This window comes from Georgenia sp. SYP-B2076, assembly GCF_003991205.1.
In the GTDB taxonomy this organism is placed as follows: domain Bacteria; phylum Actinomycetota; class Actinomycetes; order Actinomycetales; family Actinomycetaceae; genus Georgenia.
In genome coordinates this window covers 36,540-61,061 of sequence record NZ_RXOZ01000011.1, presented here as the reverse complement: position 1 = coordinate 61,061, position 24,522 = coordinate 36,540, and the positions used below count along the sequence as shown (strand labels likewise).

General features: G+C 71.7%; 27 protein-coding genes. 14 read left to right on the top strand and 13 right to left on the bottom strand.

Annotated elements, in window-relative coordinates:
- Positions 1 to 64 precede the first annotated feature (64 nt).
- On the top strand, positions 65 to 628 hold the full coding sequence (locus tag EJK16_RS05175) for a dihydrofolate reductase family protein (protein WP_127127036.1): 564 nt from the start codon (positions 65 to 67) through the stop codon (positions 626 to 628).
- 65 nt (positions 629 to 693) lie between these two features.
- On the opposite strand, the gene EJK16_RS05170 is transcribed toward EJK16_RS05175, so the two are convergent.
- The 3 genes from EJK16_RS05170 to EJK16_RS05160 form a co-directional block, all read right to left on the bottom strand.
- Entirely contained in the window at positions 694 to 1,092 is a 399-nt protein-coding gene (locus tag EJK16_RS05170; protein WP_127127034.1) for a type II toxin-antitoxin system VapC family toxin, read from the bottom strand.
- Entirely contained in the window at positions 1,089 to 1,325 is a 237-nt protein-coding gene (locus EJK16_RS05165; RefSeq protein ID WP_127127032.1) for a hypothetical protein, read from the bottom strand. The genes EJK16_RS05170 and EJK16_RS05165 overlap by 4 nt, the downstream gene beginning before the upstream one ends.
- A 453-nt stretch (positions 1,326 to 1,778) precedes the next feature.
- Positions 1,779 to 2,315 carry a GrpB family protein gene (locus EJK16_RS05160; RefSeq protein ID WP_240645787.1) on the bottom strand — a complete coding sequence of 179 codons (537 nt, stop codon included), beginning with the start codon at positions 2,313 to 2,315 and terminating at the stop codon, positions 1,779 to 1,781.
- A gap of 490 nt (positions 2,316 to 2,805) precedes the next feature.
- Here EJK16_RS05160 and EJK16_RS05155 point away from each other — a divergent pair, with 490 nt between their 5' ends.
- From EJK16_RS05155 to EJK16_RS05145, 3 genes are all read left to right on the top strand, one after another.
- The gene (locus EJK16_RS05155; RefSeq protein WP_127127028.1) at positions 2,806 to 3,162 is read left to right on the top strand and encodes an iron chaperone; all 357 of its coding nucleotides are present in this window, start codon (positions 2,806 to 2,808) and stop codon (positions 3,160 to 3,162) included.
- Positions 3,163 to 3,215: 53 nt separating this feature from the next.
- Positions 3,216 to 3,443, top strand: coding sequence for a hypothetical protein (locus EJK16_RS19800; protein WP_205739605.1), 228 nt, complete (start codon positions 3,216 to 3,218; stop codon positions 3,441 to 3,443).
- A gap of 214 nt (positions 3,444 to 3,657) precedes the next feature.
- The gene (locus EJK16_RS05145) at positions 3,658 to 4,239 is read left to right on the top strand and encodes a dihydrofolate reductase family protein (protein ID WP_127127026.1); all 582 of its coding nucleotides are present in this window, start codon (positions 3,658 to 3,660) and stop codon (positions 4,237 to 4,239) included.
- Positions 4,240 to 4,512: 273 nt separating this feature from the next.
- On the opposite strand, the gene lpdA is transcribed toward EJK16_RS05145, so the two are convergent.
- The gene (gene lpdA, locus EJK16_RS05140; RefSeq protein ID WP_127127024.1) at positions 4,513 to 5,913 is read right to left on the bottom strand and encodes a dihydrolipoyl dehydrogenase; all 1,401 of its coding nucleotides are present in this window, start codon (positions 5,911 to 5,913) and stop codon (positions 4,513 to 4,515) included.
- A gap of 97 nt (positions 5,914 to 6,010) precedes the next feature.
- On the opposite strand from lpdA, the gene EJK16_RS05135 reads away from it, so the two are divergent.
- Entirely contained in the window at positions 6,011 to 7,309 is a 1,299-nt protein-coding gene (locus EJK16_RS05135) for an RNA polymerase sigma factor (RefSeq protein WP_127127022.1), read from the top strand.
- Here EJK16_RS05135 and EJK16_RS05130 read toward each other — a convergent pair.
- The 7 genes from EJK16_RS05130 to EJK16_RS05100 form a co-directional block, all read right to left on the bottom strand.
- Positions 7,306 to 7,860, bottom strand: a complete 555-nt coding sequence (locus EJK16_RS05130; RefSeq protein ID WP_164737200.1) for a hypothetical protein — start codon at positions 7,858 to 7,860, stop codon at positions 7,306 to 7,308. The genes EJK16_RS05135 and EJK16_RS05130 overlap by 4 nt on opposite strands.
- Positions 7,861 to 8,012: 152 nt before the next feature.
- On the bottom strand, positions 8,013 to 8,654 hold the full coding sequence (locus EJK16_RS05125; RefSeq protein ID WP_127127018.1) for an NTP transferase domain-containing protein: 642 nt from the start codon (positions 8,652 to 8,654) through the stop codon (positions 8,013 to 8,015).
- 111 nt (positions 8,655 to 8,765) lie between these two features.
- On the bottom strand, positions 8,766 to 9,530 hold the full coding sequence (locus tag EJK16_RS05120; RefSeq protein ID WP_127127016.1) for a hypothetical protein: 765 nt from the start codon (positions 9,528 to 9,530) through the stop codon (positions 8,766 to 8,768).
- A 194-nt stretch (positions 9,531 to 9,724) separates the two neighbouring features.
- Positions 9,725 to 10,177 carry a hypothetical protein gene (locus EJK16_RS05115; protein WP_127127014.1) on the bottom strand — a complete coding sequence of 151 codons (453 nt, stop codon included), beginning with the start codon at positions 10,175 to 10,177 and terminating at the stop codon, positions 9,725 to 9,727.
- 143 nt (positions 10,178 to 10,320) lie between these two features.
- Entirely contained in the window at positions 10,321 to 11,055 is a 735-nt protein-coding gene (locus EJK16_RS05110; RefSeq protein ID WP_127127013.1) for a YoaK family protein, read from the bottom strand.
- 55 nt (positions 11,056 to 11,110) lie between these two features.
- A complete protein-coding gene (locus EJK16_RS05105; RefSeq protein WP_127127012.1) occupies positions 11,111 to 12,148 on the bottom strand; it encodes a cyclic nucleotide-binding domain-containing protein in 1,038 nt (345 codons plus the stop codon).
- Positions 12,149 to 12,223: 75 nt separating this feature from the next.
- Positions 12,224 to 12,562, bottom strand: coding sequence for a hypothetical protein (locus tag EJK16_RS05100; protein WP_127127011.1), 339 nt, complete (start codon positions 12,560 to 12,562; stop codon positions 12,224 to 12,226).
- A gap of 236 nt (positions 12,563 to 12,798) precedes the next feature.
- Between EJK16_RS05100 and EJK16_RS05095 the strand changes: the two genes are divergently transcribed.
- From EJK16_RS05095 to EJK16_RS05080, 4 genes are all read left to right on the top strand, one after another.
- Complete coding sequence (locus EJK16_RS05095; protein ID WP_127127010.1) at positions 12,799 to 13,704, top strand: aldose-1-epimerase; 906 nt, start codon at positions 12,799 to 12,801, stop codon at positions 13,702 to 13,704.
- Positions 13,705 to 13,768: 64 nt separating this feature from the next.
- Positions 13,769 to 14,740, top strand: coding sequence for a ribokinase (locus EJK16_RS05090; protein WP_127127008.1), 972 nt, complete (start codon positions 13,769 to 13,771; stop codon positions 14,738 to 14,740).
- 173 nt (positions 14,741 to 14,913) lie between these two features.
- Complete coding sequence (locus EJK16_RS05085) at positions 14,914 to 15,345, top strand: DUF485 domain-containing protein (protein ID WP_127127006.1); 432 nt, start codon at positions 14,914 to 14,916, stop codon at positions 15,343 to 15,345.
- Positions 15,345 to 16,928 carry a cation acetate symporter gene (locus tag EJK16_RS05080; RefSeq protein WP_127127004.1) on the top strand — a complete coding sequence of 528 codons (1,584 nt, stop codon included), beginning with the start codon at positions 15,345 to 15,347 and terminating at the stop codon, positions 16,926 to 16,928. Before EJK16_RS05085 ends, EJK16_RS05080 begins: the two co-directional genes overlap by 1 nt.
- A gap of 127 nt (positions 16,929 to 17,055) precedes the next feature.
- On the opposite strand, the gene EJK16_RS05075 is transcribed toward EJK16_RS05080, so the two are convergent.
- A complete protein-coding gene (locus EJK16_RS05075) occupies positions 17,056 to 17,613 on the bottom strand; it encodes a MarR family winged helix-turn-helix transcriptional regulator (RefSeq protein ID WP_127127002.1) in 558 nt (185 codons plus the stop codon).
- A 143-nt stretch (positions 17,614 to 17,756) separates the two neighbouring features.
- On the opposite strand from EJK16_RS05075, the gene EJK16_RS05070 reads away from it, so the two are divergent.
- The 5 genes from EJK16_RS05070 to EJK16_RS05050 all read left to right on the top strand — a co-directional run bounded on the left by EJK16_RS05070 (position 17,757) and on the right by EJK16_RS05050 (position 23,275).
- Positions 17,757 to 18,938, top strand: coding sequence for an LLM class flavin-dependent oxidoreductase (locus EJK16_RS05070; RefSeq protein WP_127127000.1), 1,182 nt, complete (start codon positions 17,757 to 17,759; stop codon positions 18,936 to 18,938).
- Positions 18,935 to 19,618 (top strand): NADPH-dependent F420 reductase, encoded by a 684-nt coding sequence (locus EJK16_RS05065; RefSeq protein ID WP_127126998.1) that lies wholly within the window; start codon positions 18,935 to 18,937, stop codon positions 19,616 to 19,618. The genes EJK16_RS05070 and EJK16_RS05065 overlap by 4 nt, the downstream gene beginning before the upstream one ends.
- 101 nt (positions 19,619 to 19,719) lie before the next feature.
- Positions 19,720 to 22,155 carry an LLM class flavin-dependent oxidoreductase gene (locus tag EJK16_RS05060; protein WP_127126996.1) on the top strand — a complete coding sequence of 812 codons (2,436 nt, stop codon included), beginning with the start codon at positions 19,720 to 19,722 and terminating at the stop codon, positions 22,153 to 22,155.
- 127 nt (positions 22,156 to 22,282) lie between these two features.
- Positions 22,283 to 22,888 (top strand): bifunctional 2-polyprenyl-6-hydroxyphenol methylase/3-demethylubiquinol 3-O-methyltransferase UbiG, encoded by a 606-nt coding sequence (locus tag EJK16_RS05055; RefSeq protein ID WP_127126994.1) that lies wholly within the window; start codon positions 22,283 to 22,285, stop codon positions 22,886 to 22,888.
- 33 nt (positions 22,889 to 22,921) lie between these two features.
- Positions 22,922 to 23,275 carry an MmcQ/YjbR family DNA-binding protein gene (locus EJK16_RS05050; RefSeq protein ID WP_127126992.1) on the top strand — a complete coding sequence of 118 codons (354 nt, stop codon included), beginning with the start codon at positions 22,922 to 22,924 and terminating at the stop codon, positions 23,273 to 23,275.
- A gap of 49 nt (positions 23,276 to 23,324) precedes the next feature.
- On the opposite strand, the gene EJK16_RS05045 is transcribed toward EJK16_RS05050, so the two are convergent.
- On the bottom strand, positions 23,325 to 24,299 hold the full coding sequence (locus EJK16_RS05045) for an aldo/keto reductase (RefSeq protein ID WP_127126990.1): 975 nt from the start codon (positions 24,297 to 24,299) through the stop codon (positions 23,325 to 23,327).
- Between the last annotated feature and the right edge of the window lie 223 nt (positions 24,300 to 24,522).

The window sequence follows — 24,522 nt, the reverse complement described above, 5'->3', positions numbered from 1 at the left end:
TCGATGAATTTTCCGCGCCGCGTTGGTCTGTACGGCGAATACCGACTCACGGGAGGCTGACGCCATGCGGAAACTGGCGTTTGGCATGAACGTGAGCCTGGACGGCTACATCGCCGCGCCCGGCGACGACCTCGGCTGGAGCGTGCCGAGCGACGAGCTGTTCCAGTGGTGGTCCGACCGGGTGGGGGCGACGGGCCTGGCGCTGTACGGGCGCAAGCTGTGGGAGACGATGAGCTCCCACTGGCCGACCGCCGACCAGCAGCCTGGCGCCACACCGGCGCAGATCGAGTTCGCCCGCCGCTGGCGGGACATGCCGAAGGTGGTGTTCTCCTCGACGACCAGCGCGGTCGACTGGAACGCCCGCCTGGTCACCGGCGACGCTGTCACCGAGATCACCCGGCTCAAGACTGAGGACGGCGGTCCCATGGACGTCGGCGGCGCCACCCTCGCCGCGGCGGCCATGCGGGCCGGCCTGATCGACGAGTACGCGATCGTCACCCACCCGGTCCTGGTGGGCGGCGGCACGCCGTTCTTCACCGCCCTGGACAACTGGGTGAACCTGAACCTGGTGGAGACCCGGACGTTCCCCGACGGCGTACTCCTGACCAGGTACGAGACCAGGCGCTGAATACCCGACCTTGGACGGCGCGGGCTCGGGGCACCCAAGGATCTCGTGGCCGTTAGGGGATCGTCTTACGGTGTAGCGACTGTGCAGCGCAGGCCGGGTACGCGGCTGATGCGGCTGTCAAGGGTGACGATCGCGGTGCTAAGAAGTTCGGCAAGGGCGACGTAGCTGGCGTCGTAGGCGGTCAGGTTCTGACGAAGCTGCCAAGCTCTGGGCGCCAGGAGTTCGTACGGCCACTGCTCGATGGCCAGGTCCAGAAGATCGGAATGCGCCTGAGCAGCCTGGTCAGCGGTGATGAGCCCGGCGAGCTCGTGACGGCGGATGATGTTGGCCGCTTCGAACGGGAGCACAGTGGGAGCGGCAAGGTCCGCGCCAGTAAGGGCGTCGGTGGCCCACCGTCCATCTTGACCTGCGTCCAGCAGGACCGCGACCACCGCGGAGGCGTCGCAAACGACGCGTTGCCTCATCGCCGGTCGGCGTCGCGAGCGGCGATGATCGATTCGGCGTCGACCCGGACGCCGGTGGCCTCGACGCGGGAGCGAGCACGAGCGATGAGGTCGTCGACGGCGGGCCGACTGGCGCTCTGGATGAGCATGCTACGCAGGTACGCCTGCAGGGACATCCCGGCGCGGGCAGCACGCGCGGCCAGCTCGTCTCTCACCTTGTCCGGCACGTCCCGCACCGTGATAGCGACACCCATGCAGTCACTTTAACAGCATCGTCAGTGCTATGCAGGCACGCAGTCTCCGGCCGATAATCGGCGTGTCCCTGCCTCCCGACGTGCGCAAGCACGTGGCTCTAGGGTGCCCGAATCGTCACCCGGATGAGCCCTTCGACCTGGGGTCCTAGTCGTGGCTACGCACCGTCGCTGCTGCCGCGTACGACGCACTCCAGGCCAATCCGTCCCGAGCAGTTCCGGCCGGGATGTCCGGGCTCGCTTCGAAGAGAAGCGGGCCGCCCGTTTATGACCGGCCGGATCAACTTCACTGCCGAAGCCGGCAGCATCCTTGACGAACTCGGCGAGTGGATCACAACGCGGCGTCCGCTGACGTCGCTCAGCGATTCGTTCAGCGGTCCTCGAACACGTCGACAAGGATCCGCTGCGGTTCGCCGTCAGCGGCCAAGCCGATGAGCGTCCTGAAGCCCGAGCGAACTAGCTCGTGGCGAGTCGAGAACGGGCGCGTCCCTTTATCTCCTCGATGACCGCAGACTTCGCATCGGCGTATGCGTTCATGTCGGGCCAATCACGTTTCGTCAGATCGCGCTTGGTGGCCTCGTAGAGCTGGCGGTCCGCCTGGTCGATCCGCAGGTGGTCCCGCAGAAGGAGATAGTCACCAGCTGCGGGGTCGCCGAGCTCGAGGATGTGAATGTGCACATCGCGCTGCTCGGTACGAACCATTCGATGACCCGGCTCGCGAACGCGCATCACATAGCCCGATGCGACCAACGGTTCGAGGTAATCCTCTTCCGCGGTGATGTCGGCCACCGTGACCAAGATGTCGATGATCGGCTTGGCGGCGAGACCAGGGACCGACGTGGATCCGATGTGCTCGACCGCGACCGCGATGCTCCCCACCGCAGCTCGCACATGAGCCTCATGCACGGCGTACTGGCTCGCCCACGCTGGGTCGTATGCGGCAAGGAACAGCTCGCGCTTCTCCACGCCGCCAACGAGTTCAGTTGCGGTCACGTCGTCCCGACGTCGAACGCGGATCCTACGAGGTTCGCCCACCGGCATGAGGCTACTCAGCCAACTCCTGCTCACGAACTCCCGTCATTGCCAACTTACCGACGAAGGCAGGCTCGCGTTGGACGCGCAAGTCACTTGACCGCACAAGCGGCCCGCATCTCCTTGCGCAGCTGCAGATTGGTTGTCATGGTTCTTCCGAGAAGTCATCCATTGCCCCTAGCGAGAAATGCGCGGAATGCTTTGTTGCCCACTTCGCCACGACCTATGAGGTGCACTAGCCCCTTTACGAGCGAAACTCGCTCTGGCTGGCCATCATCTGCTGCTCTTGGTGGATCTCAGCGAGGTACGCGCCGCGCCCTAGACTAGGTCTCGGACATGCACACGGTGGGAGACACTGGCTCCGCGATGCGGGCACCGCCCGGACAATGTAAGCCGATATTCGGCAGGATGGAACGAAAACCTTGAAAACAATCAGAAGGGAGACGCGGCCATGACGGCGATAGCTGACCACGACACCTACATTGCCGCGGCGCCCGAGCCCTTCCAGCCCTCGCTGAAACGGTTGCGCGCCATACTGGCCCGCGCCCTGCCGGAAGCGGAGGAGATCGTTGCTTACAACATGCCGGGGTTCAGGATCGGCGGCTCGGTCGTCGCGGGCTATGCGGCGTTCAGCAAACAGTGCGGGCTGTATCTCCTTCCAGGCGCCATCTCCGAGCACGCCGAAGAAATCGCGGCCGCCGGCCTAAAGGCGACCAAGACCGGCATCACCTTCTCGCCGCGCAAACCGATCCCGGACGACCTCGTCGAACGGCTAGCGCGGGCGTCGCGAAAGGACGCCGGGGCCTGACGGCTCAGCCTGTCTTATCAGGCTCTTCACAATGCCGGCTGACGCTGCCGCCGATGCCGTCGGCGCTGCTCATCGTCAACCTCGGGGCGCCGTTCCGCATCCGCGCCGGCACCGACATCGAGACGGCCAAGTACGCCGACGGCTGCGTGGTCACCATGCCCACCCGCGCGTTGGAGTTCAGCCACCCACTCCGGCCCCTGTCCGTCGGCGTGCACTTCAAGCCGTGGGGCTGGCGCCGTTCCTGCCGATGCCCGCGGCCGAGCTGTGTGACGGGCCGGTGACGGTAGAGCAGGTTTGGGGCCGGCCCGCCATTGCTGAGGTGCGAGACACCGGGCGCACGCCGACCTGATACGTCGAAGTCCGGCGGCGGTTCCTGCGCGAACATCCCGGCCACGCGCTGGACGGCTGGCCGCTGCCGGCCGATTGATTTCTTACGAGATCGACAGCTCACGACACCCTAAACTGAGGGCACCTCAAAGCAGAGGAGAGAGCCCCGTGGGCAAGGTGGTCATGTACGGCTCGGTGTCGGTGGACGGCTTCGTCGCGGACGAGAACGACCAGCCCGGGCCGCTGTTCGACTGGCTGTCCAGCGGTGACGTCCCGTTGGACGAGAGCGGCGAGGTTAAGGTGTCGCAGACGTCCTACGACTACACCCGGCCGTACTGGGCCCAGATCGGGGCGACACTCGTTGGCCGCCACGTCTTCGACCTGACGGACGGCTGGGACGGGAAGCCTCCGAGCGGGATCGACCAGGTGGTCGTCGTGACGCACCGGCCGCAGCCCGAGGGCTGGGACCCCGAGGCGCCGTTTCACTTCGTCGACGGCGTCGAGGCAGCCATGGCCAAGGCGCAAGAGCTTGCGGGTGACCGCATCGTCGAGGTCGCCGCTGGCGACGTCGGTGGCCAGGTGCTTGCCGCGGGCCTGGTCGACGAGGTGCGCATGGACGTCGTACCCGTCGTGTTCGGGTCCGGCAAGCGCTACTTCGGGGCGGTCCACGCGCAGCACCTGTTGGAGGATCCTGACGTGGTGATTAAGGGCAGCCGGGTGCTTCACCTGCGCTATCGGGTGCGCCGTTGACCGACAGTCGCCGAGGCACAAAGCAGATCCCATACATAGATCGACCAATTTCTGACGGTCGTGAAGGGGGACGCGCCGTGACCTGTGCTGTTGCCGTGTCTCCCCTCGGGGGACGCTGGGAGGACGCGGCCAGGGGGGACAGGAAGGGGTACGTGCCGCCGCCATCGCTAGGTGTCCACAACTCCCCGAGACATGAAGAGGCCCGGATCCGCTAGATTCCGCGAATCCGGGCCTCTGACCAGGCTTAACGGCCGATTACGGCCGGGCGACCGACTAAAAGTTGATCATGTGCCCCATCAGCCCGTGGAAGGCCTCCTGCAAAGCCTCGCTCAGCGTCGGGTGGGTGTGGACGTTGCGGGCCAGCTCCGCGGCGGTCAGGTCCCACTTCTGCGCGAGGGTGAGCTCGGGCAGGAGCTCGGAGACGTCCGGCCCGATGAGGTGCCCGCCCAGCAGCTCGCCGTGGCGGGCGTCCGCGACGAGCTTGACGAAGCCCGTGGGGTCGCCGTAACCCTGCGCCTTGCCGTTGGCCGTGAACGGGAACTTCGCGACCTTGACGTCGTACCCCTCGTCGCGGGCCTGCTGCTCGGTGAGGCCGAAGCTCGCCACCTGGGGCTGGCAGAAGGTCGCGCGGGGCATCATCCGGTAGTCGCCGAGCTCCATGGTCTCCGCGCCGGCGATCGTCTCGGCCGCGACGACCCCCTGGGCCTCGGCCACGTGCGCGAGCTGGAGCTTTGCCGTGACGTCACCGATCGCGTAGATGTGCTCCACCGAGGTGCGCATGACGTCGTCGATGGCGATGGCGCCCCGCTCGGTCACGCTCACGCGGGCGTTCTCGAGGCCGTAGCCCTCGACGCGCGGGGACCACCCGATGGAGATCATGACGCGGTCAGCGGTCAGCTCACCCGGGCTGCCGTCCTTGCCGGTGTAGGTCACGGTGACGTTTGAGCCGTTGTCGGTGACGGTCTCGACCTTGGTCGAGGTCAGGATGGGGACGCCGAGCTTCTTGTACTGCTTCGTGATCTCCTTGGAGACGTCGACGTCCTCGTTCGGCAGGGCACGGTCGAGGAACTCCACGATGGTGACGTCCACGCCATAGTTCTTGAAGACGTAGGCGAACTCCATGCCGATCGCCCCGGCGCCGACGATGACCATCGACTTCGGCAGTCCACGGTCGAGGATCTGCTCCTCGTAGGTCACGATGTTCTGGCTCAGCTCGACGCCCGGCAGCATCCGCGTCGTCGCGCCGGTGGCGATGATGGCGTGGTCGAACGTCAGCGTCTCCGTCTCGCCGCTGGTCAGCGCCACGGACAGCGTGTGGTCGTCGACGAACGAGCCCCGCCCGTCGTACTCCGTGATGGCATTCTTCTTCATGAGGAAGTGGACGCCCTTGACGCGGCCGTCGGCCACCGTGCGGCTGCGCTCGAAGGCTGCGGCGTAGTCGAACTGCACCTCCCCCGAGATGCCGAACAGCTTCGCGTCGTGGTTGAACAGGTGGGCAAGCTCGGCGTTGCGCAGCAGCGCCTTGGAGGGGATGCACCCGACGTTGAGGCAGACCCCGCCCCAGTACTTCTCCTCCACGACCGCCACGTTCAGGCCCAGCTGCGCGGCACGGATGGCGGCGACATAGCCACCAGGCCCGGCTCCGAGGACGACGACATCATGGTGTGCGCTCACGTGACGACCCTAGGGGCCGGGCCCGCACGGCGCACCCCTTCCGGGGCCCGACGCCGGAACGCTAGGCAGCGGTGCGCGGACGTGCTTGGGTCGGGGTGTGACCGAGACCGGCGCCGCCGCAGCCGCCGAGGCCCGTCGCACGGTCGAGGCCGTGTGGCGCATCGAGTCCGGGAAGCTGGTCGCCGGGCTGAGCCGGATCGTGCGTGACGTCCCGCTGGCGGAGGACCTCGCGCAGGACGCCCTGGTGGCCGCGCTAGAGCAGTGGCCCGCCTCGGGGGTCCCGCGCAACGCGGCGGCGTGGCTCATGGGCACCGCCAAGCACCGGGCGATCGACCGGATCCGCCGCGACCAGCGCCTCCGGGCCAAGTACGCCCAGCTGGCCCGCGACCTGGAGACGGAGCAGGCCGCGGCCCCCGACCCGGTCGCGGCCCTCGACGACCACGTCGGTGACGACCTGCTGAGGCTGATGTTCATCGCCTGCCACCCGGTGCTCACGACCCCTGCGCGCGTGGCGCTGACGCTGCGCCTCCTCGGCGGGCTCACCACCAAGGAGATCGCCCGCGCCTACCTCGTGCCGGAGTCGACGGTGGCACAACGGATCGTCCGGGCCAAACGCGCCCTCGCCGAGGCCGAGGTGCCCTTCGAGCTCCCGGCCCCCGGCGAGCTCGCCGAGCGGCTCGCCTCCGTGCTCGAGGTCGTCTACCTGATCTTCAACGAGGGGTACGCGGCCACCGAGGGCGAGAGCTGGACGCGGCCGGAGCTGTGCGGCGAGGCGTTGCGCCTGGGGCGTGTTCTCGCCCAGCTCGCACCGACCGAGCCGGAGGTCCAGGGCCTCGTGGCGCTCATGGAGATCCAGGCCTCGCGCATCCGGGCCAGGACGGGACCCGCGGGCGAGCCCGTCCTCCTGCTCGACCAGGATCGTTCGCGCTGGGACCGCCTTCTCATCAACCGCGGTCTCGCGGCCCTCGAACGGGCCGAACGCCTGGGGGGTGCGCCGGGCCCGTACGTCCTCCAGGCCGCCATCGCCGCGTGCCACGCGCGGGCCCGCACGGCCGAGAAGACCGACTGGGCCCGCATCGCCGGGCTCTACGGGACGCTCGCGAGGCTGGTGCCCTCCCCGGTGGTCGAGCTCAACAGGGCGGTGGCCCTGGCGATGGCCTCCGGACCGGCGGTCGGGCTGGCGCTGGTCGACGAGCTCACGTCCGAGCCTGCCCTGGCGGGCTACCACCTCCTGCCCAGCGTGCGCGGAGACCTCCTCGCCAGGCTGGGCCGACACGGGGAGGCGCATGCGGAGTTCCTGCGCGCGGCCGCGCTGACACAGAACCAGCGTGAGCGCGCCCTCCTCCTCCAGCGCGCGGCGGGCAGCGAGGCGAAAGCAGCCGGGTCCGGTCCTTAGGACGCGTCGGCGACGCTCGAGAGCAGGGCGGGGTGGCGCGGGCCGTCGGCACGCTCCAGCCTGTCGCCCACGTGGTGCACGGCCTCGCGCAGGCGTTCCGTCTCCTCGTCGCCCAGGGTGCTCAGGGCGCTGTCGAGCAGCCTGACCTGCAGAGCCTCTGCCTGCTGCAGGGCCACGGCGCCCGCAGGGGTGAGATGCACCAGGGTCGGTTCCGAATACTCGTCCGGAGCCTCCGGGTGGTGGTGCGGGGCGAGCATGCCACGCCGCACGAGCCCCTCCACGGTGGCCGCGGCGGCCGCGTCCACCTGACCGGTGCGGCGTGCCACCTCGCGGTGGTGATCCGCGCCCGCGGACACCGCCGTCAGGGCCTCCAGCTCGCCGTAGCGCAGGTCGGTCAGGCGCTCGATGGTGCGGAAGACGTCACCCCTGGACCGGGCGACGGCGGAGAACGCCTCCACGAGCTCGAGCGTCTCGACCAGGCGCGGGCCGGGCTCCGAGTGCTGGACCGCGGTACGGGCGCGGCGCTGCTCCCCCTCCGGGGACATCCGCACGAGCGCTCGGTGATCAGGAGGAGCAGAGTCTCTGTTTCGTGTCACGTCATGACCAACGGAGGGCAACGTCCGGATGTTCCGAGATGCACACGATCCGGCACGGCGAGCTCACCGGTTCGGGGCGCTGGAGGCGTCCCACCGAGGGACAGGAGTCAGCCCTCGCCGCCGAGGCCCGATGGTTCGGCATCGACCACGGCCCCGCCGGCTCCGCCGCGCGCCGCGGGCGTGTCGATGTCGTCGCCCCCGCCGATGTCCGTGCAGTCCACGACGGCGGCACCGTGCGCGCGCAGGTACGCGCGGGCTCCGGCGTCGCCGCTCAGCTGTGCGGCCAGCGGCGCCCAGTGCCGCCGCCCGATGAGCACCGGATGGCCTGGCCTGCCCCCGTAGGCCGCCTGCCGCAGGGCGCCGTCGTCGGGATCGTCGTGGGCGCTGCCCAGCACCCGGGCCACCGCCTCCGGGCGCAGGTCCGGCAGGTCCACGAGGGTCACGAGCACCGCCGAGGCGTCCGGCGCGACGCGCGCCAGGGCCTCGAGACCGCGCCGCAGAGACTCACCCATCCCGTCGCGCCAGCGGGGCACCGGGACGACCACGACGCCGTCCCCCTCCGGGAGCAGCCGGGCCGCGGCTTCAGCCTCCGCGCCCAGGGCGGCGAGCACGGGGCCGCAGCCGGATGAGGCGAGCAGGGTGGTGGCACGCGCGAGCCACGCCGTGCCGTCGTCGCCGCGCACGAGCGCCTTGGGACCGCCCATCCGGCGTCCGCCGCCCGCCGCCAGCACCAGACCCGCGACCGTCACCATCTATCGTTGCCCTGTCCTGAGGAACCGCATACGCCATTCTCCCCCGCCGCGCACCGGTCTCCCCCGCGCCGCCGGTCTCCCCCGCCCGCGCCGCGGGTCTCCCCTGCCTCACCCGGCGGGCTCGGTCACCGGTGGCGGCGCGTCGTCGCACGTGACGGCGCGCGCGGCACTGACCGCCGGATCGTCGGCGGGAAGTGCCGTGCCCACCACGGCCGGGGTGCCGTTGGTGGCGGTCCGCCCGCGGTCGCCGAGGTCGATCGGGGTGCGAGTGACGTCGTAGGTGGCGCCGTTGTCGTGGGTGACGGCGTTGAGCCCGACGAGCTGGCGCCCCGATCCGACGTCGGCACACCCCACGCCGGTCCCGAAACCCGTGAAGCCGAGGTCGAAGGTGTACTGCTGGCCCTGGGCGTTCTTGGTGGGGACGATCGCGCAGTCGATCACCGCGTAGAGCGGGACCGCGCGCCCGGTGTTGAGCAGGATGATGACCGTGCCGTCGGCGAGCCGTTGCGCCAGCGCCGTGGCCGCCTGCGGCGCGCCGCTGGAGAACTCCGTCGAGAACACGGCGCCGGAGGCGGTCGAGACACCGAGGGTCCGCGGCAGCCCGGCGGAGAGCCACAGCGTGTCGGCGGCCCCGTCACCATCGAGGTCGACCGTGGGCGCCGAGCTCGCGCCGGCCGGCACCGCGCCGCCGCCGGGTGCGCAGCCCTGGGCCGACGGCGTCGGCGTCGGGCCGCCGGTGGTCCCTCCGTCGGTCACCGTGCTCGGCGACGGCGAGGGCGACGACCCGCCGCACGCTGCGAGGGCGAACACGGCGAGAGCGGTGGCGAGGACTCGGGCGACGGGCCGGCGGGTGGTGCTGCGCGCGAGAAACATGTCCTTCACCTTCCGGTGCGGCGCGGGCGGCGGGCCGCGCACGGTTCCGGTGTACCACTCGGCGAGCCAATGCGCAGCCCTCGCACCGGCGCCCGCATCGGGGCGTCGATCGGCGAGACGCGCGACGTCGATCGGCCGGACGCGGGGCGTCGATCGGCTGGACAGCCGACGTCGGTCGGCCGGACGGCGGTGAGTTAGCCGAGGACGTTGATGAAGAGGTCGTGCGCCTGGGCGGTGCAGTCGGTGGTGTAACCGATGTCCAGCTTAAGCGTGCCCAGCTCGAGATCCTGCCCCTCCGCCCAGTCGTAGATCGCCTGGAAGCCGCTCGCGATGTCCCCGACGTCGCCCTCGTGGCGGTGGGTGACGAAGAGCCCGGTGGCGAGCCGGGCCACTGACATGCCCCTCGGCACCGCCACGGACCTGGTCTTCGGCGGATGGACGAGGGCGACCCCCACGGTCTCCCGGTAGCGTCCGCCACCGAGCTGCACGCTCGCCTCCGCGTAACGGCCGTCCGGGGGCGCCGGCAGCTCGTCGCGCCGGGCGAACATCGCGTCCCAAAGCTCGGGCACCACGACGTGCAGGCGGTCGAAGCCCGCGACGACCTGCAGCCCCATGACGTCCGTCTCCGGACGGTGCACGAGACGCATGTCCTCACCCTCCTCCCGGGCGTGGCGGCCGGCTGGGCCAAGCATCGCGCATGTCCCCGGCCACCACGTGGGAACGGCGACGTGATCGGGCAGCGAGGTGGCGAGGCGGCACCCGGAGCGGCCACGCTGCACCAAACTGGCCGCTACGCGCCCGTGCCGGCGCCCGCTTGCGCCTCGTCGCCTGCGGCCCCCGACCGTGGCCGCGCGAGCCCCCCGACCGCCGCCACACCGAGGCTGAGGACCACGGCGAGCAGCATGCCCAGCCCCAGGTGGACCCGCAGCGCGAGCGCCCCGGTCGCCGCACCTGCGCCGATGAGGACGACGGCGCCCGCGCGGCGGCGCCAGGGTTGGTTCGTCCCGCCACCCAGCATGGAGTCCGCCGCCAGCCCGGCGATCGTGGAGGTGACGACGACGGTGGTGACGTCCTTGACGGACAGGTGGCGCGCGGTGGCCGCCTGCATCCCCATGGCCAGGCCCAGCGCCGCGGTGACGACGACGGGGAAGACCTCTCCCATGTCCTCCAGGGCGAGGGTCGGCACCGTGACCGCGAGGATGAGCATGCCCACGGCAGCCAGGAGCGCCGTCGTGCGGTGGGTCCAGCCGCTCGGCACGCCCCGCAGCACGCGGCCCGCGATGACGGCGCCGACCATGAACGCCGCGAGCGCCACGAGGGGTCCGCGCACGGGAAGGTCGTCCGCGCCGGTGAGCGCCATCCCGAGGATGACGACGTTCCCGGTCATGTTGCCGGTGAAGACCCTGTCCAGCCCGAGATAGCCGACGGCGTCGACCACGCCAGTGGAGAACGTCAGGACGAGCATGAGCCCGAGCGGGAGCGTGCCCGGGTCCGCACGCCGCCCCGGCGCGCGGTCCCCTGTCATCGGGCTGGCAGCTCGCCGCCGCGGCGACACCGCCCGCCGGGCCCGTCGGCGCGGGTCACTCCGGCGCGGCCGCCTGGGTCGCCGGGCGCCGCTCCTCGCGGCCGAACAGCTCGGCCATCGCTCGCAGCTTCTCGACGTCGATGGCATCCGCGGCCGCGACGGCGAGCCGCACCGGCGTCAGGGCCACGAGGGTGGAGGTGCGGGAGCCGTCGTCGAGCACCTCCCGCTCCCCCAGGACCGCGCCCGGCCCGACCTCGGCGATCTCGCTCCCGTCCACGCTGACCGTGAGGACGCCGTCGAGCACGAGGCAGATCTCCGAACACGGCTCGCCTTCGCGGGCGAGGACCGCACCGACCGGTAGCCGCCTGATCTCGGGCCTGTGGCCCGCACGCATCACGCCCTCGCTCAGCTGGCGCTCGACCGCCCTTTCGGCCTCGGCGACGACCGCCTCCGAGTCCCGCTCCCCCCACGGCGTGCGGGCCGCGAACGAGTGCGTCATCCACGCCTCCTGGTCCGTCAGCCCCGTCTTCATGGCCACCACGCCGTCCGGGCCGTAGACCCAGTGACGCGGGAAAGCGCTGGCACCGGGCATGGCGACGTCAGTGGAGCCGTCCGCGTGCAGGGTCAGCGCCAGCGTGGTCCAGACGATCGGCGCCTCCCACAGCACGGCGGAGGTGTTGCGCACCCGCTGCGGCAGGGGCACCCCGGTGCGCCCGCCCGCGGTCTGCGTGACGTGCACGCTGCCGGGCTCGACGGCGGGCTCCTGACGCAGCACCGGCAGCGGGTAGCCGCCGAAGGTCGCACCGACGGCGCCCAGCCGCACCGTCGTCGAGCCGACGACGACGCCGGAGTCCTCGCCGTAGCCCCAGGAGGTGGCGACGTCGCCGTCGAACTCCGCCCAGGCGGAGAGCACGTTGGCGAACCGGAAACGGTCGTCGGCCCGCAGCTGCTGGATGCGGTCGAGACCCGGGAGCGCCTCGACCGGCGGCTCGTCGTAGTGCGCGAGCCCGACGTCGAAGCCCCGGCGCATCCAGTCCACGGTGGAGTCCGACGGGATCCACGACAACGAGACGATGTGCGACTCGACCTTCATCGCAGCCTCCGGTGCTTAGGTGAGTTGCCGCCATTCAACACGAGACCGCCCCGGACGGGGAGTGGCACGCGGGTGTCAGCCCGGCAGCGCCGACCCCGGAAAGCCCACGCAGGGGTGCACCTCGAAGACGAACACGCCGGCCCGGACGCCGGGGTCGTCCGCCATGAGCGCCGCGGTCCTCTCGGCGTCGGTGGTGAAGATCCCGACGCCGCACCGGTCGCTGCCGTCCCGGATCGCGCAGACGACGGCGAGGTGCCCCTCGGCGCGCAGCGCGAAGTTGCGCCGGCCGTGCTCCCAGATGACGGCAGGCGCGTCGTCGCTGTCGTAGCGCGGCCCCCTGCTCAGGATCACCACGGAGTACGGCCGCGTCTTCTCCAGCATCTCCCGCATGTAGCTGTCGGTGATCGTCGTCATCGCGCGTGTCCCTCCCTCGAACGGTGGGTCCAGGGTTCCGCCCGGCGGGTAGACGGACAAGGGGGCGGCGACAGGCCGGGTCTGCCGCCGGGCCCGTCGTCGGACAGGGGGTGCCGGCCGGGTCCCGCCACCGGCCCTCGACCGGCGACCCGGGCGCATCCGCCGTAGCGTGAGCCGGGAGCCGCCGGCCCCGTCCCGCACCGGGCGGGCCGCTGCGCGACGCGAGGAGGCGGACGATGAGCGCGAACCTGCCCAGCCCCAACGGCACGGTCCTCACCCTCGCTGCCGGCGAGTACGAGGCGACGGTCTTCTCGGTGGGCGCGAGCCTGGCGCGGCTGACCTGGCGCGGGACGGACCTCGTGGTCCCGTCCAGCGAGGCGGAGATCCCCACCGGCTACCTCGGCAAGACCCTGGTGCCCTGGCCCAACAGGATCGCCGACGGGCGCTACGAGTTCGGTGGCGCCACCTACGAGGTACCCATCACCGAGCATGCGACGCGCACCGCGCTCCACGGCCTGGCGTGCTGGGTGGACTGGGACGTCGTGGACGCCGGGCCGGACGAGGTCACCTTGAGCACGATGCTCGTCCCCCAGTACGGATATCCCTTCCAGCTCCGCTCCGAGGTGACCTACCGGCTCGGCCCGGAGGGACTGCAGGTGGCCATCAGCTCCGCCAACGTGGGCGCCACGGCGGCCCCGTACGGCTCCTCCTCGCACCCCTACCTCTCCTGCGGGCTGGTCGCCGTCGACGCGTGCACCCTGCAGTTCCCCGCCCGGCAGGTCCTCACCGTCGACGAGCGCCTCCTCCCGGTCAGCGGCGTCCCGACGGCGCAGGCCGGCCTGGACTTCCAGGACGCCCGCACGATCGGCGACCGGCAGATCGACCACGCCTTCGGCGAGCTCCCGCCCGACGGGTGGGAGGTCCGCTTCCACGACCCCGGCAGCGGCCTCGGCGTGCGCCTGACGGCACGGGCGCCGTGGCTGCAGATCTACTCCGGCGAGCGCGTCGGGCGCCGGGGCGTCGCCGTCGAGCCGATGACCTGCCCGCCCGACGCCTTCAACTCCACGGTCGACCTCGTCGTCCTCCAGCCCGGAGAACGCCATACGCTGCGCTTCCGGATCGACGGCTTCCGGGCCGAGTAGGGCGAGCACGGCGACGGGCACGGGCCCGGCCACGGGAGACCGAGCGATCGACGAGGTGCGTGACATGAGCAACGCCAGGGTAGTCGTCGTGGGATCGGCGAACGTCGACGTCGTCCTCGACATCGACCACCGCCCCGGGCCGGGCGAGACCATCCTCGGCTCCGACGTCGTCGTCACGCCCGGCGGCAAGGGAGCGAACCAGGCGGTCGCGGCCGCGAGGCTCGGCGGGCAGGTCGCCTTCGTGGGCTGCATCGGCGGGGACGACCGCGGGCGGCTCCTGCGCGCCTCCCTCGCGGGTACGGGCATGGACCTGACGGGCCTGCGCGTCGTCGACGCCTCCACCGGCACCGCGATCATCATGGTCACCCCGGACGGGGAGAACTCGATCATCGTCTCCCCGGGCGCGAACCGGCACGTCACCCCGGCTCAGGTCGACGCGCTGCGCGCCGTGTGGGCCGGGGCGGCCGTCGTCGTCCTCCAGCTGGAGATCCCGCTCGAGACGGTCACCCACGTCGCGCGGCGCGCGCACGAGGGCGGCGCCCGCGTGGTGGTCAACGCGGCGCCGGCGGCCGCCCTGGGCGCCGACGTGCTCGCCGTGGCAGACCCGCTCGTGGTCAACGAGTCGGAGGCCGCCTACCTCATCACCCAGGGCGGCAAGGGCGACGGCGCGCCCCCGGTCGGCGCCGGCACCCCGATCGGCGCCGCCCCCACGGCCCCCGCCGGGGTCGCCGGCACGCTCCTTGCCCTGGGCCCCCGATCGGTGGTCCTGACCCTCGGCGCCGAGGGCGCCGTCCTCCTGGGGCGCGACGACGCCGGCCGGCCCGCGGCCCCGGTGCACGTCCCTGCGCACCGGGTCACCGCCGTGGACACCACCGGTGCGGGTGACGCCTTCGTCGGGGCCGTCGCCACGAGGCTGGCCGCGGGCGACTCTCTCGAGCAGGCCGTGCGCGAGGCCACCGCGGTCTCCGCCGTCGCGGTCACCCGGCGCGGCGCCCAGGACTCGTTCCCGACCCTGGGGGAGCTGGACACGCACTGACGAGCCACCCGACCGGGCGACGTCGTCCCAGGTCACGGCATGCCAGGTGACGTCATGCCGTGTCCGCTACTGCGCACCTTGCGCGCGCCCGCACGTCGCGACGCACAGCCACGCCCGCTGCTAGATTGCGCGTTCACACCGATGTGAGCCCGCCCACACCTGGGAGATGCGCGATGACCACCAGACATCCCGAGTCCCATGAGCCAGGGGGACCCGATCCCGAGGCACACCTGCCCCAGCATCACACGCCCCTGCCGGAGCTCGGTGAGGCGAACCCGTCGGAGCTGCGGGTGGCCACGGCTGAGGAGTTCATCGCCGTGCAGAAGTCCGCCGAGTTCGCCGACCTGCGGAGCAAGTTCCGCCGGTTCGCGTTCCCGATGACCGCCGCGTTCCTCCTCTGGTACTTCCTCTACGTCCTCCTCTCGACGTACGCCGAGGACTTCATGTCCACCCGCGTCATCGGGTACGTCAACGTCGGGCTGCTCATGGGCCTGGCGCAGTTCGCGACGACGTTCCTCCTGACCTGGGCCTACATCCGCCACGCCAACCGCAGCCTGGACCCCATCGCCGCGAAGCTGCGCACCGACCTGGAGGGAGGCGTCTGATGGACGTCGGCAACCCGTACCTCAACATCGCCATCTTCCTGGCGTTCGTCGTCGTCACCCTCGTCATCGTCTTCCGGGTCTCCCGGACGACGACGTCGGTCGGGGACTTCTACCACGGCGGCCGGGCCTTCACCGGGCGGCAGAACGGGATCGCCATCGCGGGCGACTACCTCTCGGCCGCGTCGTTCCTCGGCATCGCCGGGGCCGTGGCGATCTACGGCTACGACGGCCTGCTGTACTCCATCGGCTTCCTCGTCGCCTGGCTGGTCGCCCTGCTGCTGGTCGCCGAGCCGCTGCGCAACACCGGCAAGTACACGATGGCCGACGTCCTGAGCTTCCGGATGCAGCAGCGCCCGGTGCGCACCGCCGCCGCGATCTCCACCCTGGCCGTGTCGTTCTTCTACCTGCTCGCCCAGATGGCCGGCGCCGGCGGGCTCGTCGCGCTGCTGCTCGGGATCGAGAGCAGGGTCGGGCAGAGCCTCGTGATCGCCGTCGTGGGCGCGCTGATGATCGTCTACGTGCTCGTCGGCGGCATGAAGGGCACCACCTGGGTGCAGATCATCAAGGCCGTCCTGCTGATCATCGGCGCGGGCGCGATGACGCTGTGGGTGCTCGCGCTCAACGGCATCAACCTGTCCAAGGTGCTCGGCCAGGCCGTCGCGGTGCACCCCGAGGGTGACCGGATCCTCGAGCCGATGCTCCAGTACGGGGCCTCGGACACTTCCAAGCTGGGGTTCGTCTCGCTGGCCATCGCCCTCGTCTTCGGTGCCGCGGGACTGCCGCACGTGCTCATGCGCTTCTACACCGTGCCCACCGCCAAGGAGGCCCGCCGGTCCGTGACGTGGGCGATCGTCCTCATCGGCGCGTTCTACCTCTTCACCCTCATCCTCGGCTTCGGGGCGGCGTACCTGGTCGGCGCCGAGGCCATCCTCGGCTCACCGGGCGGGGCCAATTCGGCCGCCCCGCTCCTCGCCTACGAGCTCGGCGGGACGATCCTGCTGGGCGTCATCGCCGCGGTGGCCTTCGCGACCATCCTCGCCGTGGTCGCCGGCCTGACGATCACCGCGTCCGCGAGCTTCGCCCACGACGTCTACAACGGTGTGCTCAAGGATGGCAAGGCCGACCCGGTGCAGGAGGTCAAGGTGGCGCGCCGCACCGCGGTGACCATCGGCGCCATCTCGATCGTCGGCGGGGTCCTCGCCAACGGGCAGAACATCGCGTTCCTCGTCTCCCTCGCCTTCGCGATCGCGGCGAGCGCGAACCTGCCCTCGATCCTGTACTCGCTGTACTGGAAGCGGTTCAACACCCGCGGGTCGGTGTGGAGCATCTACGGCGGGCTGGTCAGCGCGCTGGTGCTGATCGCCTTCTCGCCCGTGGTCTCGGGCAGCGAGACCGCCATGATCGCCGGCGTCGACTTCGCGTGGTTCCCGCTGTCCAACCCCGCGATCGTCTCCGTGCCGCTCGGGTTCTTCCTCGGCTGGCTTGGATCGGTCACCTCAAAGGAGCACGACGCCGTCAAGCAGGCCGAGATGGAGGTCCGCTCGATGACCGGCGCCGGGGCGGAGCGGGCGATCGTGCACTGACGCTGTCGAAAGCACGGCCGGCCGGGCCTGGGACGCCCGGCCGGCTCTGGCCTTCGCCGCCCGGCCCGCAGCGACTCTGTCTCCGCCACCCAGCCGGCTGGCTCCGACGCCGCGCGCGTCCTGTGTCCTACCGGCTCCGCCGGCCGCCGGTGGCCTCGCCGGCCTTGGTACCGCCGCCGCGATCGGGCACGACCTCGGCGACCACGTCGCACGGGTCGGTGGCGGGCTCGATGTCGCGGACGTCGCAGGCGACGCGCCGCAGCAGCTCCCGGAAGGTCTCGCGCTCGCCGTGCTCGAGCGCGCCCAGCATCCGGTCCTCCGCCTCGCGGACGTCCCGCTCCAGGGCGCGCAGCGTGCGGGCGCCCACCTCCGTCGCGACGATCCGGCGGGCCCGCCGGTCGCTCGGGTTCTGCTGCCGCTCGACGAGACCGGCCCCCACAAGGTCGTCGATGAGGTAGGTCATCACCGTGCGGTCGATGCCCAGGTGCGCCGCCAGCGCGAGCTGGTTGGGCTGGTCGCCGTGCACGACGGCGGAGAGCACCTGGTACCCACGCGGGCCGTGCGGCAGCTCGCCCAGAACCGCGGCCACCGAGCCCTGGTACCCCCGCAGAAGGACCCCAAGGTGCCGGCCGAAGTCACCGTCCGCCTCGGGGAGAGGGGCGGTCGTGGCGCGCGTGTCGTCCATGGGGGAATCCTAGGCGCCGCCGCGATGTTGTCCCACTTGTCTGAGCCACATATGATCTGTCGCTCAGAACACTTCGGTTCGCGTCCGCGCACCTAAGGGGCGGCCACATCGCCCGTCGACCTGGCGGAAGAAGAGCAGTGAGCATGGAACTGGGTATCTACAGCTTCGGCGACGTCCAACGGGACCCGGCGACCGGCCGGCGGGCCAGCACGGCCGACGCCCAGCGCAACCTCCTCGAGGCGATCCAGCTGGCCGACCAGGTGGGCCTGGACTACTTCGGGATCGGGGAGCACCACACCCGCGAGATGCCCGCGTCGGCCGCGGCGGCAGTCCTCGGCGGCGCCGCCGCCACCACCGAGCACATCCGCCTCGGCTCGTCCGTGACGGTGCTGAGCACGGACGACCCGGTGCGGGTCTTCCAGCAGTACGCCACCATCGACGCGCTGAGCAACGGCCGCGCCGAGATCACCGCCGGCCGGGGCTCCTCGATCGAGTCCTTCCCGCTGTTCGGCTACGCCCTGGAGGACTACGACGCCCTCTACGAGGAGAAGCTGGCGCTGCTGATGCAGCTCAACGCCCTCGGGGAGGACGAGACCATCTCGTGGCAGGGCCGCTTCCGCGCCCCACTCACCGACGCCGTCGTCGTCCCCCGCCCTGAGCGCGGCCACCTGCCGATCTGGCGCGCCACCGGCGGCAGCCCGGCGTCCTCCATGCGCGCGGGCCAGCAGGGGCTGCCGATCGCCTACGGCATCATCGGCGGCCAGCCCGCACGCTTCGCGCCCCTCGCCGACCTCTACCGCGCCGCCGCGCGCCAAGCCGCGCGGCCCGAGGAGTCCATCAAGGTCGCCGTGGCCAACCTCGGCTTCCTCCACGAGAGCTCACGCACCGCCAAGGAGCTGTGGTGGTCCCACTGGGGCGCGATGATGCAGACCCTCGCGCCCACCCGCGGGTGGAGCGGCCCGGACCGGCGCGCCTACGACCGCGACACCGCCCCATCCGGTGCCTTCTACGTCGGCAGCCCGGAGGAGATCGCCGAGCGGATCGTCACCCTGCACGGCCAGCTGGGCCACGTGCGCCAGATCCTGCAGATGGACATCGGGCACCTCCCCCAGCGGGAGTTCCTCCACGCCATCGAGCTCCTCGGGACGCAGGTCAAGTCCCTCGTCGACGCCGCGCTGCCGACCGGCACCGACCTGCCGGCCGACACCGACCTGCCGGCCGACACCGACCTGCCGGCCGACACCGACCTGCCGGCCGACACCGACCTGCCGACCGACACCGACCTGCCGACGGGTGCCGCCGAGACCGCCGGGAACCGCGCATGAGCGCCCCCGTCGAGAGCACGTCCCCCACCACGGTCGGCGTGCTCGGCGCCGGCCGCGTCGGCACCGCCGTCGCCCGGCAGGCCCTGCGGGCCGGGTACCGCGTGCTCGTCGCCGCCTCCGGGGACCCCGCCGACATCGCCCTCATCGTCGAGGTCATGGCTCCGGGCGCCCTCGCCGTCACCGCGGCCGACGCCGTCCGTGGCGCCGACGTCATCATCCTGTCGATCCCCCTGCGCAAGTTCGACACCCTCGACCCCGACGCGCTCGCGGGCAGGGTCGTCGTCGACGCCATGAACTACTGGGCCGAGACCGACGGTGCGATGCCGGCGCTGCACGACGACGCCAGGTCCACGTCGGAGATCGTCCAGGCCTTCCTGCCCGGCGCCCGCCTCGTCAAGACGTTGAACCACATCGGCTACCACGAGCTCGAGACCGACCACTCCCCCGCCGGCACGCCGGGACGGCGCGCGCTCGCCGTCGCCGGGGACGACGCCGACGCACGCGCCGTCGTCCTCGACCTCATCGAGCGGCTGGGCTTCGACGGCGTCGACGCGGGCCCGCTCGCCGCCGGGGCCGCGCTCGAGCCGGGCACGGCGATCTTCAACGGCCGCCACGACCGGACGGGGATCGAGGCCCTGCTCGCCCGGGCCGCCGAGCAGCTGTCGCCCGCCGTGCGCTAGCTGTATGCCCGGGCCGGCCGGGTGCGCGGGCCGGCGCACCCCATGGCACCTCCGGGCGCATTCCGGCGCACGCACCACCCTTCGCTGACATCGAGGTATGCATGACCGACTACGGACACGACTTGATCTTCGGCTCGTTCCTCACCCCCGGCAACGCCGACCCCGCTCAGGTCGTCGCCCTCGCCAAGGAGTCTGAGCGGGCAGGCCTGGACCTGGTCACCTTCCAGGACCACCCCTACCAGCCCGGCTTCCTCGACACCTGGACGCTGCTGAGCTACGTCGCCGCCCAGACCGAGCGCATCCACGTCTCCGCCAACGTCCTGAACCTCCCGCTGCGCCCGCCCGCCGTGCTGGCCCGGGCCGCGGCGAGCCTGGACCTCCTCAGCGGCGGCCGCTTCGAGATGGGCCTGGGCGCGGGCGCGTTCTGGGACGGCATCGCGGCCATGGGTGGGCCGCGCCTCGCACCGGGGCAGGCCGTGGACGCCCTGGGCGAGGCCATCGACATCATCCGCGGCATCTGGGCGCCCTCGGCGGGACAAACCCTCACGGTGGAGGGCCGGTTCCACTCCGTGCGCGACGCCGCGCGCGGCCCCGCCCCGGCGCACGACATCGGCATCTGGCTGGGTGCGTACAAGCCGCGGATGTTGCGCCTGACCGGGCGCAGGGCCGACGGATGGCTGCCCTCGATCGCCTACCTGAAGACGCTCACGGCCTTGACCGACGGCAACGCCATCATTGACGAGGCCGCCGCCAACGCCGGCCGCGATCCGGCCGCGATCCGCCGCATCCTCAACATCGGCGGCCGGTTCGGCCCCACGGGTCGCGGACTGTTCGAGGGACCGCCCGAGGAGTGGGTCGACCAGCTCGCCGCACTCACCCTGGGCTACGGGTTCTCCGGTTACATCCTCGGCACAGACGACCCCGGGATGATCGCCCGCTTCGGCGAGGAGGTCGCCCCCGCCGTGCGCGATCTGGTCGCCGCCGAGCGGGCGACCACCGGGCCGGCGCCCGAGGGCACGCGTCCGACGCTCGTCACCGCCCCGGGCCGCGGCGGAGCGATGCGCCCCCCGAGCCCCGCACACGCCGACGCGGCGATGGGCACGGGGATCGACTACGCCGCCATCCCCGAGCTCCTTGCGGGCAAGACGTTCACGCCGCGCGACGCCGGCTTCGACGACGTGCGCTCGACGTACATGGCGGTCGGTAGGCCCGGCCTGGTCATCATGGCCGAGGACGCGGACGACGTGTCCGCCGCGGTAACCTTCGCGTCCGCCCAGGAGGTACCCCTGTCGGTGCGGTCGGGCGGCCACGGCATCGCCGGGCTGTCGACCAACGACGGCGGCATCGTCATCGACGTCTCTCGCCTGGACGCCATCGACATCCTCGACCCGCAGACCCGGCGGTTCCGGGTCGGGCCGGGAGCGACCTGGGGACACATCGCCGAGACGCTCGGCGCACGCGGATGGGCGATGACGTCGGGCAACTACGGCGACGTCGGCGCGGGCGGTCTGGCCACCGCTGGCGGCATCGGCTACCTCGTCCGCGAGCACGGGCTCACGGTCGATCATGTCGTGGCGGCGGAGCTCGTTCTCGCGGACGGGACCCAGGTGCGCGCAGACGCCTCCACCAACCCAGACCTGTTCTGGGCCGTGCGTGGTGCCGGGGCGAGCATGGGCATCGTCACCGCGCTTGAGCTCGACGCGCTCGAGCTGGGCAACGTCGTCGTCGGGACCTTCACGTACGACGCCACGGCGACCGCGGACTTCCTGCTGCGCTGGTCCCGCTACATGGCCGCGGCGCCACGCGAGCTGACGAGCTTCATGTTCGTCTCGCCCGCCCAGGCCGGGCAGGGAGCCACTGCCCAGGCCATCAATGTCTGGGCGAACGACGACGTCGACGCGGCCGTTGCGGCCCTCGAGCCCATGCTCCGCCTCGCCCCCGTCATCGATCAGCGGGCGCAGGTCGCCCCCTATGGTGCGCTCGTCCCGCCGGGCGACAGCCGGCACGCGGGCCAGCAACGCACCAAGATCCGCAACGGGTTCATCTCGCACGTCACCGAGGGAGACGCCGAGGCGCTGGCCGTCCTGCTCCACAGCGGCACGGTGGCGGTCATGGAGGTGCGCTCCGTCGGCGGCGCGATGAACGACGTCGACGCGACAGCCACGGCCTTCGCGCACCGGACCCAGGAGGTGTTCGTGTCCGTCGGGACGCCACCGGAGCTCGAGGATGCCCTCGACGCGGCCTGGTCGGTGTTCTCCCCGCACGTCTCCGGGATGTACGGCGCGTACTCCTCCGACACGACGCGGGAGCGCGCCCACGAGGCCTACCCCGGTGCGACCTACGAGCGTCTTGCCCAGATCAAGCGTCGGTACGATCCCGCGAACCTCTTCCGCCGTGGCCTCACCGTCGAGCCAGGGCGCGACGAGGGTTTCGCCGTCGGGTCCGCGGGCGACGAGGGTTGGGACGTCGGGTCCGCGGGCGACGAGCGTCCCGCGGCGGCGTTCGACAGTGTCGACGTAGACGAGCCGGTGACGTAAGGCATCTTGGTCCGACGCCGACCCCGAGCAGGTCCCTCCCGAGCCGACCCCGGGCCCGGTCGAGCCTGCCGGGCCTGATGCCGACCGCGACCACATCGCGCACGTGCCGCCAGGGCATGATGGAGAGATGACAGAGCAGAGCTCGTGGATGACGATGTCCCAGGCGAACCCCGACCACTCGGCCTGGTACATCCAGCGCTTCCGGTCGATGGCCGCCTCCGGCAAGGACCTGGCCGGCGAGGCGCGCCTCGTCGACGCGATGGCGGCGCGCGGCTCCCGCATCCTTGACGCTGGCTGCGGCCCCGGCCGTGTGGGCGCCTTCCTGGCCGCGGCTGGCCACGAGGTAGTCGGCGTGGACGTCGACCCCGTGCTCATCGCGGCGGCCGAGCAGGACCACCCCGGGCCGCGCTGGCTCGTGGGCGACCTTGCCGAGCTCGACCTGCCCGCCCGCGGCGTTGCCGAGAGGTTCGACGTGATCGTCTGCGCCGGCAACGTCATGACGTTCCTGGCCCCCAGCACCCGCGCCGAGGTCCTGCGCCGCTTCCGCGCACACCTGCGCGACGGCGGCCGGGCGGCCATCGGCTTCGGTGCGGGCCGCGGCTACGGCTACGACGAGTTCCTCGCCGACGCCGGCGCGGCCGGCCTGGTGCCGGACCTCCTGCTGTCCACGTGGGACCTGCGTCCTTTCACCCAGGACTCCGACTTCCTGGTGGCGCTCCTGCGTCCCGCGTAAGGACTAGACCGAAAGACGTGGATCGGGGGCGTCATGGAGCGTGGTGAGCTGCTGCGCCACTGCCTGGCCAAGCCCGGCGCATGGCCGGACCAGCCGTGGGAGGACGACGTCGTCGTCAAGGTCGGCCCGAAGATCTTCGCGTTCCTCGGCCCGCGGCCGGCCACGTCCATCGGCCTCAAGTGCGGCCGCACGCGGGAGGAGGCCGACGAGTGGCTCCTCCGCTACCCGGAGGACGCCCGCGTGATGGCGTACCTCGGGCGCTCGGGCTGGAACAGCCTCCGCATCGACGGCGCCATCCCGGACGAGGAGCTGCTCGAGGCGGTCGACGACTCCTACGACATCGTGGTCAGCCGGCTGCCCAGGCGGGAGCGCCCGGCGCCGTCGTGAGGACGGTGCCGGCGACGGACGCACCGCGGAACAGAGGGTGACCGCCGGATCAGAAGAGGGCGACCTTCGGCGTCCTCGGGAAGATCTCGTCGAGCTCGGTGAGGTCCTCCGCCGTCGGCGTCCAGCCGGCGGCGCCGGCGTTCTGGGTCACCTGCTCCGGCCTGGTGGACCCGGCGATCACGCTGGCGACGGCGGGCTGTGCCAGCAGCCAGGAGAACGCCACCTGCACCTCGCTCAGCCTCCGCTCGCGGGCGAAGGCGCCGAACCGCCCGAGCTGTTCGAAGTCGGCGTCCTGCAGCAGGTTTTGGCGGCTGTGCGTCAGCCGGCTCCCCTGGGGCGCCGTGCCGCGTCCGTACTTGCCCGTGAGGAGCCCGTTGGCGAGCGGGAAGTACGGCAGGACGCCGAGCCCGTACGCCTCCGCCGCCGGGATGACCTCGAGCTCGGCGCGGCGGTCCAGGAGGTTGTAGTGGTTCTGGGCGGAGACGAACGGCGTGAACCCGCCCTCGCGGGCGACGTGCTCGGCGTCGGCGATCTGCCAGCCGGCGCGGTTGGAGTGACCGACGTAGCGCACCTTCCCGGCCGTCACGAGGTCGTCGAGCGCGGCGAGCGTCTCCTCGACCGGGGTGAGCGGGTCGGGCGTGTGGTACTGGTAGAGGTCGATCCAGTCCGTGCCGAGGCGGCGCAGGGAGGCCTCGGCGGCGGTGACGATGTACCGGCGTGAGCCGCGCGCCCCGAAGTCGCGCCCGTTGGCGCCCCTCATGTCCATCCCGAACTTCGTGGCGACGACGGCGTCACCGCGCCGCTTCCCCAGCGCCTTGCCCAGCAGCTCCTCGCTGAGGCCGGGCACCTTGCCGTAGGTGTCGGCCGTGTCGAACAGGGTGATCCCGACGTCCAGGGCGGCACCGACGACGGCGGAGGCGCCCTCCGCCGTCTCGCTCGCTGTGCCCGCCCTGCCGAGGTTGTTGCAGCCCAGGCCGACGACAGAGACGGTGAGCCCGGAGCGGCCGAGTCGCGTGACATCCATGGAACGACAATAGGACCGGCCAAGACCCGTGCCCCCGCCAGCGCAGCCGCCCGGGGCGTGCCCGCCCGGAGCGAGCGGGCCCGGCACGCCACCGGATCCTCCGCCGCGGGCGGAAGGGTGGCACGTACCTGCACTGGCACCTACTGGCCTCGCTGGCCTCACCCACGCCCTGCGCGCGACCCATATAACGGAGAGCAGAGGCAACAAAGCCTCGTTGGTTCAG